Genomic DNA, 13,862 nt, shown 5'->3' with positions numbered 1-13,862 from the left:
GTAAGCCCCGAACAAGGAAAGAGAGCGATATGGCATTGCGTGCACTATCCCGAAGCAGCCGCGTGTTGGCCGCGTTCACCGCAGTGGGGCTACTCCTCGTGGGTTGCTCGAGCGGCGAATCCGCCTCATCGGCGAGTTCGGACGGCGTGGCCAACGGGCTCATCGGGGTCCAGTCAGATGATGATCCGAGGCCGGGCGGGACCATTTCTTACGCCGGCTACTCCGCAGTGAGCAGCTTGGACCCGGCCGCCCGCCAGGACGGCGGCTCCACCGGCGGTACCGAAATGGCCGCGCTCTACGACCTGCTGCTGCGCTATGACCAGGATTCCGGCGAGTACGTCCCCCAGCTCGCGGAGTCGATTGCCGCGAACGATGACAACACCGTATGGACCGTGCAGCTCCGCGACGGCGCCACCTTCAGCGACGGCACGCCCGTCGACGCGGCAGCAGTGACCTGGAGTATCGAGCGCTACCTGGGGAAGAAGGGCACCCACACGCAGGTGTGGGCGGCCTCGGTCGAGAAAATGCAGGCGACCGACGACTCGACGGTCACGTTCACTCTCCAGCGTCCGTGGCGGGAGTTCCCGGCGCTGCTGACCAGCGGGCCGGGCATGGTCGTCGCGCCGTCGTCGATGGCAGGCGGCGAGTTCGCTCCCATCGGGGCGGGCCCGTTCACGCTGGAGCGGTTCGCCTCGCAGGAGGAGTTGGTACTGACGGCGCGTGAGGACTACTGGGGCGGCAAGCCGTACCTGGACTCCGTGCGCTTCCCCGCGATCGTCAACGAGACCACCCGGCTGGAGTCGGTGCAGTCCGGCAACGTGCAGATCGGCTATCTGCGCAACCCCGAGAACGTGCACAAGGCTGAAGAGGCGGGTCTGCCCGGCGCGGTGTACACAGCCAACATGGGCGGCACGGTGATCATCAACAACCGCGAGGGTCGCCCGGGTGCGGACGAGCGGGTCCGCCGGGCGTTGGTCGCCGCGTACGACCCCGAACTGTTCAACCAGCGCGTGCAAAGCGACAGCGGAGTGGCGAGCAGCGACATGTTCGCGTCACAGTCGCGTTGGCACTCCGACGTCTCGGGCGCAGGCTATGACCCAGACACGGCCCGCGGCTTGCTCGCCGAGGCCAAGGCCGATGGCTACGACGGAAAGATCGTCTACGTGGGTACCAACGACCCCGAGACCCAGCGCAGCGCCCTCGCGATTCAGGCGATGCTCCAGGACGTGGGCTTCGAGGTCCAGATCAACTACGCCAGCTCGATCAACGACCTGGTCAAGATGCTGTACGCGCAGCACGACTACGACGTCTCCTACGCCGGCTTCAACGTGCTCGACGAGGTGCCGTTCATTCGGATGTACGGCAACCTCCACAGCGCGTCCGCGTCCAACGTGCTCGGCTACGCCGACCCCGCAATGGACGAACTGCTGGGCCGGCTTCAGACTGCTCGCGAGGACGACGACCAGCGCCAGACCTTGGCGGAGATCCAGACTCTGGTGAACGAGACTGCGCCGATGGCGGTGACCGGGCCCTATCGATTATTCATGCCGTTCGCGGACAACGTGCGCGGAGTGCAATTGAGCTCGGACGGCATCTTGCTGTTCGACAAGGCGTGGACCACCGACTGATCATGTCTTCCGGGGAGAGCGACGCGATGCTGCGGCAACTGACCGAGCCCGGACGATCATCAGTTTTGTAGAGACGAAACAGTCCCGGCTCCGTGCCGATGAAACCAATCGACCAACACTGGAGGACTCGATGTACCCCGCACTGCACGCCCGCACCCATCCCGACCGCGTCGCCGTCCGGATGAGCGATGGCCCCGGCGTCACCTACGCCGAGCTCGACGAGCGCTCCATCCGGCTGGCGCGTGAACTGCGGGGGCGGGGTCTGCGGGTGGGCGACGGCATCGCGATCCTCGCCGAGAACCACGTCCGGTTCTTCGAGAGCTATTGGGCTGCAGTGCGTTCCGGTCTCTACATCACTGCGATCAACCGGCACAGCACCCCAGAAGAGGCCGCGTACATCATCGCGGACTCCGGTGCGAAGGTGCTGATCTGCTCGCACGGCCTGCAGGAGACCACCACCGGGCTGCTGCCGCTGCTCGACCCCGCCGTGCACCGCATGATGTTCGACGGCGTGATCGATGGCGTCGAATCCTACGAGGACCTGCTTGCGCGGCAGTCGGCGGAGCCGCTCGACGACGAGCCCCGCGGTCAGCTGATGCTCTACTCCTCCGGCACGACGGGCCGGCCCAAGGGCGTCAAGCGCGCGCTGACCGGCCTGCGGGTCGATGATCCGGCCGCACCCCGGAGCTCCGGCCTGGCCCGCAAGATCACCACGATCGACGAGGAGTCGGTGTACCTCGTGCCCGCGCCGCTCTATCACGCGGCGGCATTCAACTGGTCGATCGCGGTGCAGGAGATCGGCGGCACCGTCGTGGTGATGCCGAAATGGGATCCCGAGGAGTTCCTCGCGCAGATCGAGCGGCACCGCGTCACCCACACCCAGGTCGTCCCCACGATGATGGTGCGGTTGCTCAAGCTCGACCCGGAGATCCGCACTCGCCACGACCTGTCCTCGCTGCAGGGTCTACTGCACTCGGCCGCGCCGTGCCCTGTCGAGGTCAAGCGGGAGATGCTGGACTGGCTGGGCCCGATCGTCGACGAGTACTACACCGGCACCGAGGGTATCGGCGTCACGTTCATCGCGGCGCGGGACTGGGGGGATCGGCCGGGCACCGTCGGCCGGTCGGTGACGGGCGTGATCCACATCTGCGACGACGACGGTGCGGAAGTGGCCACGGGGGAGGTGGGGACCGTGTACTTCGCGCGGGATGACATACCCTTCAATTATCACAACGACGACGCGAAGACCGCAGGCGCGATGCACCCGGACCGGCCGACGTGGTGGACGATCGGCGACATGGGCCGCGTCGACGCCGACGGCTACCTGTACCTGACCGACCGCAAGGCGTTCATGATTATCTCCGGCGGCGTCAACATCTACCCCGCCGAGATCGAGGGGCACATGATCATGCACCCGGCGGTCGCCGACGTCGCCGTATTCGGCTTGCCCGACGCGGACATGGGCGAGTATGTGCATGCCGTCGTGCAACCGGCGGAGGGCATCGTTCATGGCCCGGAGCTGGCGGCTGAACTCTTGGAGTTCGCGCGCGAGGGGCTCTCGCGGTTCAAGGTGCCGCGGGTCCTCGACTTCCTGGACGAGCTGCCCCGGATGGAGTCCGGCAAACTCCGCAAGGACGTCCTGCGTGCGGACTACCTTCCCGTGTGAGCTGAGAGGCCGGACGTAGCGGTGCTGGGGGATGGAGTTTTCTTTGTCCTCCTGGCACTCGTTGAGTGTGAAACCCGAAAGTTGACCAGCTCCAATATGATTCGATTCACCTCGACGGCGGCGACCTGCGAGCGGAGTTCGCCGGCCGCCGCAGCTTCGCCGTTGGGCTTTGCTTGTCGATGAAAACTCTGGACGCTGCGGTCAGTCGTTCTCCGCCCCCACGATCTCGAGTGCAGCAGACGTCACCGGGTCGAGGGTGTCGTCGAAGTCGTGGTGCTTCTCGACGTAAGCGGCGACGTACGAGCACACCGGGACGATGCGCTTTCCGTCGGCTTGCGTGCGGCTCAATGCAGCCGATATCAATTTTGCGGCGAGGCCTTGTCCGGAATGCTGATCGTCTATTTCGGTGTGATGGAAAATCCGCTGGTTGTCGGCGTCGATGTAGGCCGCGAACCCGGCGCGCTGCCCGTCTACATGGATTTCATAACGGTGGTGATCGGGAGCATCGACTATTGTCGGCTCGTGGCCGTCGTTATCTTGGTCTCCATTGGTCATGATTCCACTATGCCCCAGGACACCGGGCTGTCGTGCGTATCGGCATCCTGGATGCTATCGAGATGAGGGTCGGTTGTGAGTAACCTCGAAGCCTCGCCGCAGGAATTGTCGTGTGATTCGCGTCCTGATCGCGTAGTGCACGTTCTCGAGGCTCGGGAAGTCCCGTTGGGTGGTCCTCGCGCAATGACCGTCCGGCGCACTCTGCCGCAGCGCGCTCGATCATTGATCGGGGCATGGTGTTTCGTCGACCACTACGGGCCCGACGACGTCGCTGCCGGTGTTGGCATGCGGGTTCCGGGTCACCCGCATACCGGGTTGCAGACCGTGTCGTGGCTTTTCAACGGTGAAATCGAGCATCGTGACACCACCGGAACCCACGCGGTGGTTCGTCCCGGTGAATTGAATGTGATGACTGCGGGCACGGGAATTGCCCACTCGGAATTTTCGACACCGGACACTTCCGTCCTGCACGGTGTGCAGTTGTGGATCGCATTGCCGGCCGAGCACCGGTTCACAGATCCGGCGTTTCACCACCACGTTCCGCCGATAGTCGTGCACGACGGGGTGCGTGCAGCGGTCTTTCTGGGATCGTTGTTCGGCCAGACGTCGCCCGTCGAGATGTTCAGTCCCTTGGTGGGAGCCGAGATAATCGTGCCAGCGGGGAGTACTGCGCGTCTCGATGTCGATATCACGTTCGAACATGGCGTCCTCGTCGACACGGGTGAGGTCACCGTGTCCGGCGTAGCAGCCACCCCAGGGCAATTGATCTATCACGAGCCCGGGGTCGAGACGATTACCGTGCACGCATCCACGGATGTCGAGGCGCGAGTTCTGATCCTCGGCGGCGAACCGCTGAACGAACGAATCATCATGTGGTGGAACCTCATCGGCCGCAGCCACGAGGAGATAGTCCAGTTCCGCACGGAGTGGGAGCAGGCACGTCGGGACAATGCTCCCGCAACGCACTACGGGGCATTTCCAGCGGAATGGGAAAGCACATTGCCTGCATCGGAATTGCCGAACACCCGGTTGCAACCGCGCGAATGAGATGCACTCGGCAGACCGAACACCGTTTTTGTAAACCGCACACACGTGCTCGGACCTGAACTTGGCGCGCAGGTTAGCAAAAACGGTGTTCGGTCCACGTCCGCCGACTGTTGCGCGGTTCATGAGAAACTGACCCCATGAGTATCGGAACCTTGATTTTGCTTCGCCACGGCGAGAGCGAATGGAATTTCTCCAACCAGTTCACCGGGTGGGTCGACGTCCGCTTGACCGACAAGGGAGAGGCCGAAGGCAAGCGTGCCGGCGAGCTCCTTGTCGACGCAGACCTGCTGCCCGATGTGCTGTACACCTCCCTTCTGCGCCGAGCGATCAGCACGGCGAACCTCGCGCTCGACGCGGCGGACCGGCATTGGATCCCCGTTGTTCGTGACTGGCGCCTCAACGAGCGTCACTACGGTGCGCTGCAGGGATTGAACAAGGCGGAGACCAAGGACAAGTACGGCGACGAGCAGTTCATGCTGTGGCGTCGTAGCTACGACACGCCGCCGCCGGCCATCGAAGCAGGCAGCAAATACAGCCAGGACGCGGACCCGCGCTACGCAGATCTGCCGACCGTGCCGCTGACCGAATGCCTGAAGGACGTCGTCGACCGGCTCATCCCGTACTTCGAGGACACGATCGTCGCCGAGCTGAAAGCAGGCAAGAACGTTCTGGTCGCGGCGCACGGCAACTCGCTGCGGGCGCTGGTGAAGTATCTCGACGAGATTTCCGACGCCGATATCGCGGCACTTAACATTCCCACCGGCATCCCGCTGCGCTACGACTTCGAAGCGGGCGAGGGCAAGCTGGTACCGAGCAACCCGGGCGGAACATACCTGGACCCCGAAGCAGCGGCAGCGGGTGCGGCAGCCGTCGCCAATCAGGGCGGAAGATAGGGCCTTCGGCGGTTCGGCGCCTTCCTTCGGTGGCCGATACCCCGAACTCCAGATGAACGGTCGAAGAACACTGTCGGCGAGGCCGGTTGCCACCAGGGGAATGCCTGCGCCCTGCGTATACGAGCTCCACATCGAACGTACGATTCCGGTGTGAGTGTTGCATCGGCTGTGCTGCTGGCTATCGCAGCGGCCTTCGTTGGGTACCTAGTCGGCGGTGTTCTGATCCCGTACCTCGCGACTCGGCATTCGGCGCGGAAACGCGCGGCATCGGGATTGACGATGCCGCAGGTGCTGGACCTGATCATTCTCGCTTCGGAGAGCGGCATCGCCGTCGTCGACAGGTTCCACGACGTCGTCCTGTCGAATCCGAGGGCAGAGGAACTCGGTCTGGTGCGCAATCGACTCATCGACGGTCGCGCATGGGAAGCCGCACAAAAGGTCCTCGGTGACGGGAATCCCATCGAGGTCGACATCAGTTCGAAGGAAGCAAGGACGACGACGAGCCGGGACCGGATGGCGGTGCGGTGTGTGGCTCGGCTACTGAGCAAAAAGGACCAACGTTTCGTTGTCCTGTTCGCCGACGACGACTCCGAGCAGGCCCGGATGGAAGCAACGCGTCGGGACTTCGTCGCCAACGTCAGTCACGAATTGAAGACACCCGTCGGTGCGATGAGCCTGCTGGCCGAAGCACTACTCGAATCCGCGGACGACCCCGACTCGGTCCGCCATTTCGGCGGCAAGGTCGTCACCGAATCCAAGAGGTTGGGCAACATGGTGAGCGAGCTGATCGCACTCTCGCGCCTGCAGGGGGCCGAGAGGCTCCCCGACCTCGACGTCGTGGATGTCGATACCGTCGTCAACGAAGCCCTCGATCGGTCGAAGCTCGCGTCGGAGAACGCCGGAATCAGCGTCACCACGGACCACCCGAGCGGCCTCGAAGTGCTGGGGGACCAGGCGCTACTCGTGACGGCCCTCGCCAACCTGATTCAGAACGCGATCGCATACTCGCCCGATGGTTCACCGGTTTCGGTGAGTCGAGGTCTTCGTGGCTCGAATGTTGCGTTCGCGGTTACGGATCGGGGAATCGGCATCGCCAAGGAAGACCAGGAGCGGGTCTTCGAGCGATTCTTCCGCGTCGACAAAGCGCGTTCGAGAGCCACCGGCGGCACCGGCCTCGGTCTGGCGATCGCCAAACACGTCGCAGCCAACCACAACGGCAGTCTTTCGTTGTGGAGCAAGCTCGGCACCGGATCCACCTTCACCCTGCAGATCCCGGCGTACTTCGAAGAAGACGACCCTGCGTCGACAGAAAGAGAGACACAGTGACCAACGTGCTTATCGTCGAGGACGAGGAATCGTTGGCCGAACCTTTGGCCTTCATCCTCCGGAAGGAGGGTTTCGAGGTCACCGTCGCCGTAGACGGCCCTTCGGCGCTCGCAGAATTCGATCGGGCAGGCGCGGACATCGTGCTCCTCGATCTGATGCTTCCCGGCATGAGCGGAACGGACGTCTGCAAGCAACTGCGTTCGCGCTCAGGTGTTCCCGTCATCATGGTGACGGCGCGTGACAGTGAGATCGACAAGGTGGTCGGGCTCGAACTCGGCGCGGACGACTACGTCACCAAGCCTTACTCCGCCAGAGAGTTGATCGCACGTATCCGCGCGGTATTGCGTCGGGGCAACGATGCCGAGCTCGACGGCATCGTCGACACCGGTGTGCTCGAGGCCGGGCCGGTCCGCATGGACGTCGAACGACACGTCGTGCTGGTGAACACCGAGCAGATCACGTTGCCGCTCAAGGAATTCGACTTGCTCGAATATTTGCTGCGCAACTCCGGGCGGGTACTCACCCGCGGTCAGTTGATCGATCGGGTGTGGGGTGCGGACTATGTCGGAGACACCAAAACTCTCGATGTGCACGTGAAACGGCTGCGATCGAAGATCGAGCAGGATCCGGCCAAACCCGAACGTCTCGTCACCGTACGCGGGTTGGGCTACAAGCTCGAGGGGTAGGCGACCGCATCGCAGGGGAGTGGAAGTGCTTGTCCACGAAGCATTTCCACTCGCCTGAAACTATTTGGTCCGCTGCGCCTCGCGGGTTGCCGGGTGGACCGCTATGAGGCCCAATCCGCGACGGCGTTTGCACAGCGACGCCAACTCGTCGTACGCGGGCTTTCCGAGCATCTCGGTCAGTTCGGGCTTGTACGACTCGAAAACCTGCTTCTCTCCGACGTGCGCGTCGGGAGAGCCGGAGCAGTACCAGGAAAGGTCGTGACCGCCCTCGCCCCATCCGCGACGGTCGTACTCGCCGATGGTCGTCTTGAGGATCTCGGTGCCGTCGGGCCGGGTGATCCAATCCTGCGTGCGGCGGATAGGCAGTTGCCAGCACACGTCGGGTTTGACCTCGAGCGGCTCGATGCCTTTGCGTAGGGCCATCGAGTGCAGCGCGCAGCCGATGCCGCCGGCGAATCCGGGGCGGTTCTGGAAAATGCAAGCACCCTTGTACCGACGTGTGCGCAGCGATTGTTCGTCGTCGAGGTCGTCGAGTTCGACGTACCCCTTCTTTCCGAGCCCCTTGTCCATCAGTTGCCAGTCTTCCGGCGTGAGTAGCTTCACTGACTCGTCGAGCTTGCGCTTGTCGTCGTCGTCGGACAGGAAGGCTCCATGTGAGCAACAACCGTCGTCCGGGCGACCGGCAACCGTGCCCTGGCAGGCCGGAGTGCCGAATACACACGTCCAATTGGACAGAAGCCATGTCAGATCGGCCGCAATGATGTGCTCGGCGTTGTCGGGATCGGGAAATTCCACCCATTCGCGAGGGAAATCCAGATCTACTTCTGCAGCAAAAGTCTGCTGCCTACTACCTGGTGTCACAAGAGAGGACGGTAGACCCAGTACCGTGGCCATGTGCGATTAGGGGTGCTCGACGTCGGAAGCAACACCACACATCCATCTGTGATGGATGCGTTTGTTCGTGGCCGCCTCGACTCCGAACTTCCCGCGAACGAACGCTTCGCCGCTTCACAGGATTGGTCCGAATCGGAACTGCCGGTGAATTTACCTGCTGTTGGCGAGCCGGACCGTACGGTGGGAACGTCGAGGACGTTTCGATCGTTGGTCCGAAGGCCGGGCGCGCACCGTGCAGGATGGGAACGCGTCGGTGTCGATCGGTCACCACAGTCGGTGTCAGAAGCTTTGGTAGCGGAGGCGAGCATGCGAGCACTGTCGATCGACCCGATCGAAATCCGTCCGAGGGCGCTGAGGGAAGGTTTGATTGTGCGGAAGCTGGACACCGAAACGACAGGCGATCCGGTAGTGAGTTCGACATGACGAGCAACAACGCCGACCCGGAGGACGCCGGGCAGATCTCCGTTGCCGAGTTACTCGCGCGCAACGGTCAGAAGTCGAACCTCAATTCGGGCGGACGCCGCCGTCGAGGCGTCAAGGGTGGCATCTCCGTCGCCGAGCTGACCGGGGAAATACCCGTCGTGCGCGACGAGCCCGTGTCCGCCGAAGCGCCGGTCGTCGAACCGGCGCGTGCCGCGCCTGCGCCGCCGTCGCCTCAGCCGTCGTCCAAGCCCCAGTTTCAGCAATCGACTCGTAGACAGCAGGAGCCGGAGTTGTTGTCGGGATCGACGACAGCGGCAGCCGATCTGCTGAATCAGGCACACGACGAAAACGAACGTCGGCCTTATGGGTCGGCAGCGACGCAGCGCCCGGTGCCGGTCCGTTCGCGTCAGGACACAGTCTCCCGTCATGACACAGTCTCCCGTCATGACACAGTCGCCCGTCAGGAAACAGTTTCGCGTCAAGACACAGCGGGGAAGCCGAGCCAGGAAGCGAAACCGGTCGAGCGCAGTTCCCGCGCGTCCGGCTTCGTTCAACGCAGCCGGTTCTCACGCACCGAAGCAGATGCTGTGCCGAAGGCCGATGTGGTCGACAAGCCTTCGCAGGTGCGGCCGCGTGCGGCCGATCAACCCAGTACTGCCGCGATGCCCGCCCAGTCGCGACCGCAACCCTCCGACCCGGTCCGGCCCAGGACGCCACTCGATTCGGCAGCGGCAGCTGAAAAGAAGACAGCTGCTGCCGAAAATGAGACAGCGAAAGCCGAAAAGAAGAGACCGGCGTCGCCTATAGCACCGACACCGGATACGAAGCCGAAGCCGAAGCTCGAGAAAACGTTCGAGCGCCGTACAGCATCGAAGCCCGACGACGCCGTGACCGAGGTGACCGATGCCGTCAAGGTCGGACCGGTCGACAAGAAGGACGAGAAAGACCAGTTGGTCGCCGAGGACGATCTCGCGACGGAGGCCGCGGACGCCTCGAAGGAACGATCAGACAAGAAGAACGCTGCCAAGCAATGGCTCGCACTCGCAGGCCAGGGCGCCGTCGCAATCGTGGTGGGCGCACTCTTGTTCAAGGGATTCGAGAAGCTCTGGGACATGCTGCCGTGGGTTGCCTTGGTGTTGGCAGTCATCGTCATCGTCGGGTTGGTGGCGGTGGTGCGAATTCTGCGTCGAACGGATGATTTGCTCAGCATGGTGATAGCCATTGCGGTCGGGGTGTTCGTGACGCTGGGACCGCTGGCCTTCCAATTGAGTACGGGCTGAGTTGACGGCTGTGCCGAAAGGTTTGGTAGCGGTCGGATTGTCGACAGCTTCGGTGTATCCGCAGAACACCGAAGCGGCGTTTCGTTATGCTGCAGAGCTCGGCTATGACGGCATCGAGCTGATGGTGTGGGCCGAATCGGTGAGCCAGGAAGTGGAAGCCGTTGCTTCGCTCTCTCGTAAGTATTCGATGCCGGTGCAGGCCATCCATGCCCCTTGCCTGCTGATTTCGCAACGAGTCTGGGGCGCCGACCCGGCCGCAAAACTCGAACGTTCGGTGCAGGCCGCAGAGAAGTTGGGTGCGTCGACAGTCGTGGTGCATCCGCCGTTTCGGTGGCAGCGTAAGTACGCCGACGGATTCGCCGATCAGGTGGCGGATCTCGAGATGGGCTCGGACGTCGTGGTCGCCGTGGAGAACATGTTCCCGATGCGGGCTGATCGGTTGTTCGGGCGCAAGGAAGGATCTGCCGCGAGGCTTCGCAAGCGTGGCGGCCCGGGTGCTGCACTCTCCGCGTTCGCGCCGTCCTACGACCCGACCGATTCCGGGCACGCGCACTACACACTGGATCTGTCACATACGGCGACTGCCGGGACCGATGCGTTCGAGATGATGGATCGCATGGGTGCGGGCCTGGCGCATCTTCATCTGGCCGACGGTAGGGGCGCGTCGGTCGACGAGCATCTCATCCCCGGGCACGGCGAACAACCGTGCGCCGAGGTGTGCACGGAGTTGGTTCGTCGGGGTTTTCGCGGGCAGGCCGTCATCGAGATCAATACGCAGAACGCGCGCACCCTGCCCGAGCGGGCGTCGATGCTCGGGCAGGCCTTGGCATTCGCACGGCGGTATCTCGGGTAGTTCGGCTCCCGCGACACCGGGCTCATTTTCGGACTCCCACGGTGGGGGACGCCGAGACCGATTTGGCGATGATGCCGGTGGAATCCTGCCCTGCGCCCGACTCGCGCATCGACGTCCAGCGCACACGATCTTCACCCACCAAGACTTCACCCCCCACGAAAGGCCCGATCGATGACCGAACCCAGCCCCTTCCGTTCGGCTACCGCATTGACGACCCTCGCCCGCACCGACGTCGAGGGATCCTTCGCAGCAGTGATCGACTCCGTCTGGACCATCGGCCCCAAGGTGCACGGTGGCACGATGCTCGCCGTCTGTGCGGCGGCAGCGAAGGCTCAGCTCGACGACGCCGAAGCGCAACCTCTCGCCGTCAGCGTCAGCTACCTGAATGCGCCCGACCCCGGTCGAGTGGATCTGACGACGATCGTCCGCAAGCGAGGCAAGCAAGTATCGAGTGTCGACGTGGAAATGTCCCAGGCCGGCCGTGTGGCGGTGCGGGCCGTCGTCACTCTGGGGCGCCCGGACACCGATTCGCCGCGACACGAAGTTTCCTCGGCGCTCGCGTCGATGCCGATCGAACCCCCTGCGGATGCCGACGCGGTCGGCGGGGAACATCCGATGGCGTCGGTAGTGCACCTGGCGCAGGGGTGCGATATGCGAATCGACCCGACGTCGGCACACTTTCTTACCGGAAAACAGGGCGAATCGAAGATTCGGATGTGGGTCCGGCCCCGTCCGGGCGACGAAGCCGATGCCGACACCGCCGTCTTGTTCGCCCACATGACCGGCGACATCTGCGCGCCCGTGACGATGAACCGCGGACTGTTCGGCTGGGCTCCGACCGTGCAGTTGACGTCCTACCTTCGTCGTCGACCCGCTCCAGGCTGGTTGCGGGTAGCTGCAAGCAGCACTGTGATCGGCGCTACGTGGTTCGAAGAAGATCACCTGGTGTTGGACTCGACCGGAGCTGTGGTGGTGCAGAGCAGGCAGCTGGCGATGGTCCCGCGATAGGCACGTCGAGGTCGCCTCTAGGGTTGGGGCCATGACGAGAATTGCGGTAATCGGCGGTGGCCGGATCGGTGAGGCACTGATCGCGGGCCTGCTGGAGTCCGGACACCCCGTACGGGACCTGGTGGTAGCGGAGAAGTTCGAGGCCCGAGCCCGTGAGCTGGCCTCGGCGTTCGGGATCCTGACGACGTCGATCGGGGAGGCATCGGAGAACGCCGACGTAATCGTGCTGGCGGTCAAGCCCGGCGATGTGGATGCCGCGCTCACCGAGGTTGCCAAGATCGACTTGGACGGCGAACGCGAACAACTGATCGTCTCACTCGTGGCTGGGGTGCCGACTTCGAAGTTCGAATCCAAGCTTCCAGCAGGCTTCCCGGTCGTTCGGGTGATGCCGAATACGCCGATGCTCGTGGGCGAAGGCATGAGCGTGCTGGCCCCGGGTCGACATGCGAAGGCCGAGCACCTCGAACTCGTACGCACCATTCTGTCCTCGGTCGGCAAGGTGGTGACGGTGAAAGAGTCTCAGCTCGACGCCGTCACAGCTGTTTCGGGGTCCGGGCCCGCGTACTTCTTCCTCGTCGCCGAAGCGATGATCGACGCGGGTGTCGACCTCGGATTGGCCCGGGATGTGGCAACTTCTCTCGTCGTACAGACGATGGTGGGGTCCGCGGCGATGCTCGATCGGTCCGAGGAGTCCGCAGCGGACCTTCGTTATGCGGTAACTTCTCCCGGCGGAACGACGGCTGCAGCAGTGCGTGAATTGGAAACAAATGGCCTCCGAGCAGCATTTTTCGATGCTTTGGGGGCAGCGAAGCGCAGATCTACTGAGATGGGCATCACAGCTGTTTAGAGATTCGATTGCTTACACCCGTCGCAGTAACCCCATTGGTCCCGCTAAGCTCATCGGTAGCACGTGCGTGTCTGTTCGGCAGGAGGGGAAGCCTGCCGCGCGAGACGTGCCGGAGGTAAGTGGATCAATGACGCCTATAAGCAAGCCGTCCAAGGGTTCGTCCCCGGATGGACAACCAGCTTTTGCTGGAACACAGTTCCTCACAGTCGCCGAAGTGGCGTCACTGATGAGGGTGTCCAAAATGACTGTGTACCGACTGGTACACGGCGGAGAACTGCCTGCTGTACGGGTGGGTCGATCGTTTCGTGTTCATGCGAAAGCTGTGCACGATTACCTCGAGACCTCGTACTTCGATGCAGGCTGAGTAGCGCTCGCGCTCTCGGGTGAAGTCGGGCCGGTTTCGCAGATGAATGTCTGCACCGGTAAGATCTACACTCGTCGTGCCAGTCGCTGTTGTTGCATCGGGCTCTGGCTTCTGCAGCGCCCGAGCGCCAGCTTGGGGATCGACAACTCCGTCAGGGGTTCGAGGATGCCAGGTAGGCGTACGCAACTTCGCGTGCGCGAAAACGTAGACAAGAACGTGAGGAACACCCGCCATGGGTTCAGTGATCAAGAAGCGTCGCAAGCGCATGTCGAAGAAGAAGCACCGCAAGTTGCTTCGTCGTACCCGAGTTCAGCGCAGGAAACTCGGTAAATAGAGTTCCTCGAAAGAGGCCCGTCACCTTATGGTGTCGGGCCTTTTTCGTTCGGTGAGGC

At 63.3% G+C, this 13,862-nt stretch carries 15 protein-coding genes; 13 read left to right on the top strand and 2 right to left on the bottom strand.

Annotated features, from left to right (window positions below; genetic code table 11):
• Nucleotides 1–29 precede the first annotated feature (29 nt).
• Together QMK32_RS01660 and QMK32_RS01655 are read left to right on the top strand one after the other, a co-directional pair.
• Complete coding sequence (locus QMK32_RS01660; RefSeq protein ID WP_283472576.1) at nt 30–1,628, top strand: ABC transporter substrate-binding protein; 1,599 nt, start codon at nt 30–32, stop codon at nt 1,626–1,628.
• Nucleotides 1,629–1,758: 130 nt separating this feature from the next.
• Nucleotides 1,759–3,294: an acyl-CoA synthetase gene (locus QMK32_RS01655; protein ID WP_283472574.1), complete on the top strand. Its 1,536-nt coding sequence runs from the start codon at nt 1,759–1,761 to the stop codon at nt 3,292–3,294.
• A gap of 201 nt (nt 3,295–3,495) precedes the next feature.
• Here the strand turns inward: QMK32_RS01655 and QMK32_RS01650 are convergent, their stop codons facing one another.
• A complete protein-coding gene (locus tag QMK32_RS01650; RefSeq protein WP_283472572.1) occupies nt 3,496–3,849 on the bottom strand; it encodes a GNAT family N-acetyltransferase in 354 nt (117 codons plus the stop codon).
• 75 nt (nt 3,850–3,924) lie between these two features.
• Here QMK32_RS01650 and QMK32_RS01645 point away from each other — a divergent pair, with 75 nt between their 5' ends.
• The 4 genes from QMK32_RS01645 (at nt 3,925) to QMK32_RS01630 (ending at nt 7,801) form a co-directional block, all read left to right on the top strand.
• Entirely contained in the window at nt 3,925–4,896 is a 972-nt protein-coding gene (locus tag QMK32_RS01645; RefSeq protein ID WP_283472571.1) for a pirin family protein, read from the top strand.
• Between the two features lie 137 nt (nt 4,897–5,033).
• Nucleotides 5,034–5,789: a phosphoglyceromutase gene (locus QMK32_RS01640; RefSeq protein ID WP_283472570.1), complete on the top strand. Its 756-nt coding sequence runs from the start codon at nt 5,034–5,036 to the stop codon at nt 5,787–5,789.
• A gap of 150 nt (nt 5,790–5,939) precedes the next feature.
• On the top strand, nt 5,940–7,115 hold the full coding sequence (locus QMK32_RS01635) for a sensor histidine kinase (protein WP_283472569.1): 1,176 nt from the start codon (nt 5,940–5,942) through the stop codon (nt 7,113–7,115).
• The gene (locus QMK32_RS01630) at nt 7,112–7,801 is read left to right on the top strand and encodes a response regulator (RefSeq protein WP_084346208.1); all 690 of its coding nucleotides are present in this window, start codon (nt 7,112–7,114) and stop codon (nt 7,799–7,801) included. Before QMK32_RS01635 ends, QMK32_RS01630 begins: the two co-directional genes overlap by 4 nt.
• A 60-nt stretch (nt 7,802–7,861) precedes the next feature.
• Here QMK32_RS01630 and QMK32_RS01625 read toward each other — a convergent pair whose 3' ends face one another.
• Nucleotides 7,862–8,695 carry a DUF3109 family protein gene (locus tag QMK32_RS01625; protein WP_502943501.1) on the bottom strand — a complete coding sequence of 278 codons (834 nt, stop codon included), beginning with the start codon at nt 8,693–8,695 and terminating at the stop codon, nt 7,862–7,864.
• A 51-nt stretch (nt 8,696–8,746) separates the two neighbouring features.
• Between QMK32_RS01625 and QMK32_RS01620 the strand changes: the two genes are divergently transcribed.
• The 7 genes from QMK32_RS01620 to QMK32_RS01590 all read left to right on the top strand — a co-directional run bounded on the left by QMK32_RS01620 (nt 8,747) and on the right by QMK32_RS01590 (nt 13,804).
• Nucleotides 8,747–9,118: a hypothetical protein gene (locus QMK32_RS01620; RefSeq protein WP_502943500.1), complete on the top strand. Its 372-nt coding sequence runs from the start codon at nt 8,747–8,749 to the stop codon at nt 9,116–9,118.
• Nucleotides 9,115–10,398 carry a DUF2157 domain-containing protein gene (locus QMK32_RS01615; protein WP_283472567.1) on the top strand — a complete coding sequence of 428 codons (1,284 nt, stop codon included), beginning with the start codon at nt 9,115–9,117 and terminating at the stop codon, nt 10,396–10,398. Before QMK32_RS01620 ends, QMK32_RS01615 begins: the two co-directional genes overlap by 4 nt.
• Before the next feature lie 10 nt (nt 10,399–10,408).
• The gene (locus QMK32_RS01610) at nt 10,409–11,251 is read left to right on the top strand and encodes a sugar phosphate isomerase/epimerase family protein (RefSeq protein ID WP_269304810.1); all 843 of its coding nucleotides are present in this window, start codon (nt 10,409–10,411) and stop codon (nt 11,249–11,251) included.
• Nucleotides 11,252–11,422: 171 nt separating this feature from the next.
• Nucleotides 11,423–12,259, top strand: a complete 837-nt coding sequence (locus tag QMK32_RS01605) for a thioesterase family protein (RefSeq protein ID WP_283472564.1) — start codon at nt 11,423–11,425, stop codon at nt 12,257–12,259.
• A gap of 31 nt (nt 12,260–12,290) precedes the next feature.
• Nucleotides 12,291–13,106, top strand: coding sequence for a pyrroline-5-carboxylate reductase (proC, locus tag QMK32_RS01600; protein WP_283472562.1), 816 nt, complete (start codon nt 12,291–12,293; stop codon nt 13,104–13,106).
• A 127-nt stretch (nt 13,107–13,233) separates the two neighbouring features.
• Nucleotides 13,234–13,470, top strand: a complete 237-nt coding sequence (locus QMK32_RS01595) for a helix-turn-helix domain-containing protein (protein WP_269304815.1) — start codon at nt 13,234–13,236, stop codon at nt 13,468–13,470.
• Between the two features lie 232 nt (nt 13,471–13,702).
• Entirely contained in the window at nt 13,703–13,804 is a 102-nt protein-coding gene (locus tag QMK32_RS01590) for a 30S ribosomal protein bS22 (protein ID WP_003402602.1), read from the top strand.
• Nucleotides 13,805–13,862 lie beyond the last annotated feature (58 nt).

Origin of the sequence: Rhodococcus sp. H29-C3 (assembly GCF_030063405.1) — a bacterium.
Taxonomy (GTDB): Bacteria; Actinomycetota; Actinomycetes; order Mycobacteriales; family Mycobacteriaceae; genus Rhodococcoides.
This window is presented reverse-complemented; position numbering and strand designations above follow the sequence as displayed.

Excerpts from the sequence above, each read along its gene's own strand:
- QMK32_RS01655 (WP_283472574.1), top strand. The coding sequence starts at position 1,759 with ATGTACCCCGCACTGCACGCCCGCACCCATCCCGACCGCGTCGCCGTC.
- QMK32_RS01625 (WP_502943501.1), bottom strand. The coding sequence starts at position 8,695 with ATGGCCACGGTACTGGGTCTACCGTCCTCTCTTGTGACACCAGGTAGT.
- QMK32_RS01590 (WP_003402602.1), top strand. The coding sequence starts at position 13,703 with ATGGGTTCAGTGATCAAGAAGCGTCGCAAGCGCATGTCGAAGAAGAAG.
- proC (WP_283472562.1), top strand. The coding sequence starts at position 12,291 with ATGACGAGAATTGCGGTAATCGGCGGTGGCCGGATCGGTGAGGCACTG.
- QMK32_RS01640 (WP_283472570.1), top strand. The coding sequence starts at position 5,034 with ATGAGTATCGGAACCTTGATTTTGCTTCGCCACGGCGAGAGCGAATGG.
- QMK32_RS01605 (WP_283472564.1), top strand. The coding sequence starts at position 11,423 with ATGACCGAACCCAGCCCCTTCCGTTCGGCTACCGCATTGACGACCCTC.
- QMK32_RS01620 (WP_502943500.1), top strand. The coding sequence starts at position 8,747 with ATGGATGCGTTTGTTCGTGGCCGCCTCGACTCCGAACTTCCCGCGAAC.
- QMK32_RS01615 (WP_283472567.1), top strand. The coding sequence starts at position 9,115 with ATGACGAGCAACAACGCCGACCCGGAGGACGCCGGGCAGATCTCCGTT.
- QMK32_RS01660 (WP_283472576.1), top strand. The coding sequence starts at position 30 with ATGGCATTGCGTGCACTATCCCGAAGCAGCCGCGTGTTGGCCGCGTTC.
- QMK32_RS01595 (WP_269304815.1), top strand. The coding sequence starts at position 13,234 with ATGACGCCTATAAGCAAGCCGTCCAAGGGTTCGTCCCCGGATGGACAA.
- QMK32_RS01650 (WP_283472572.1), bottom strand. The coding sequence starts at position 3,849 with ATGACCAATGGAGACCAAGATAACGACGGCCACGAGCCGACAATAGTC.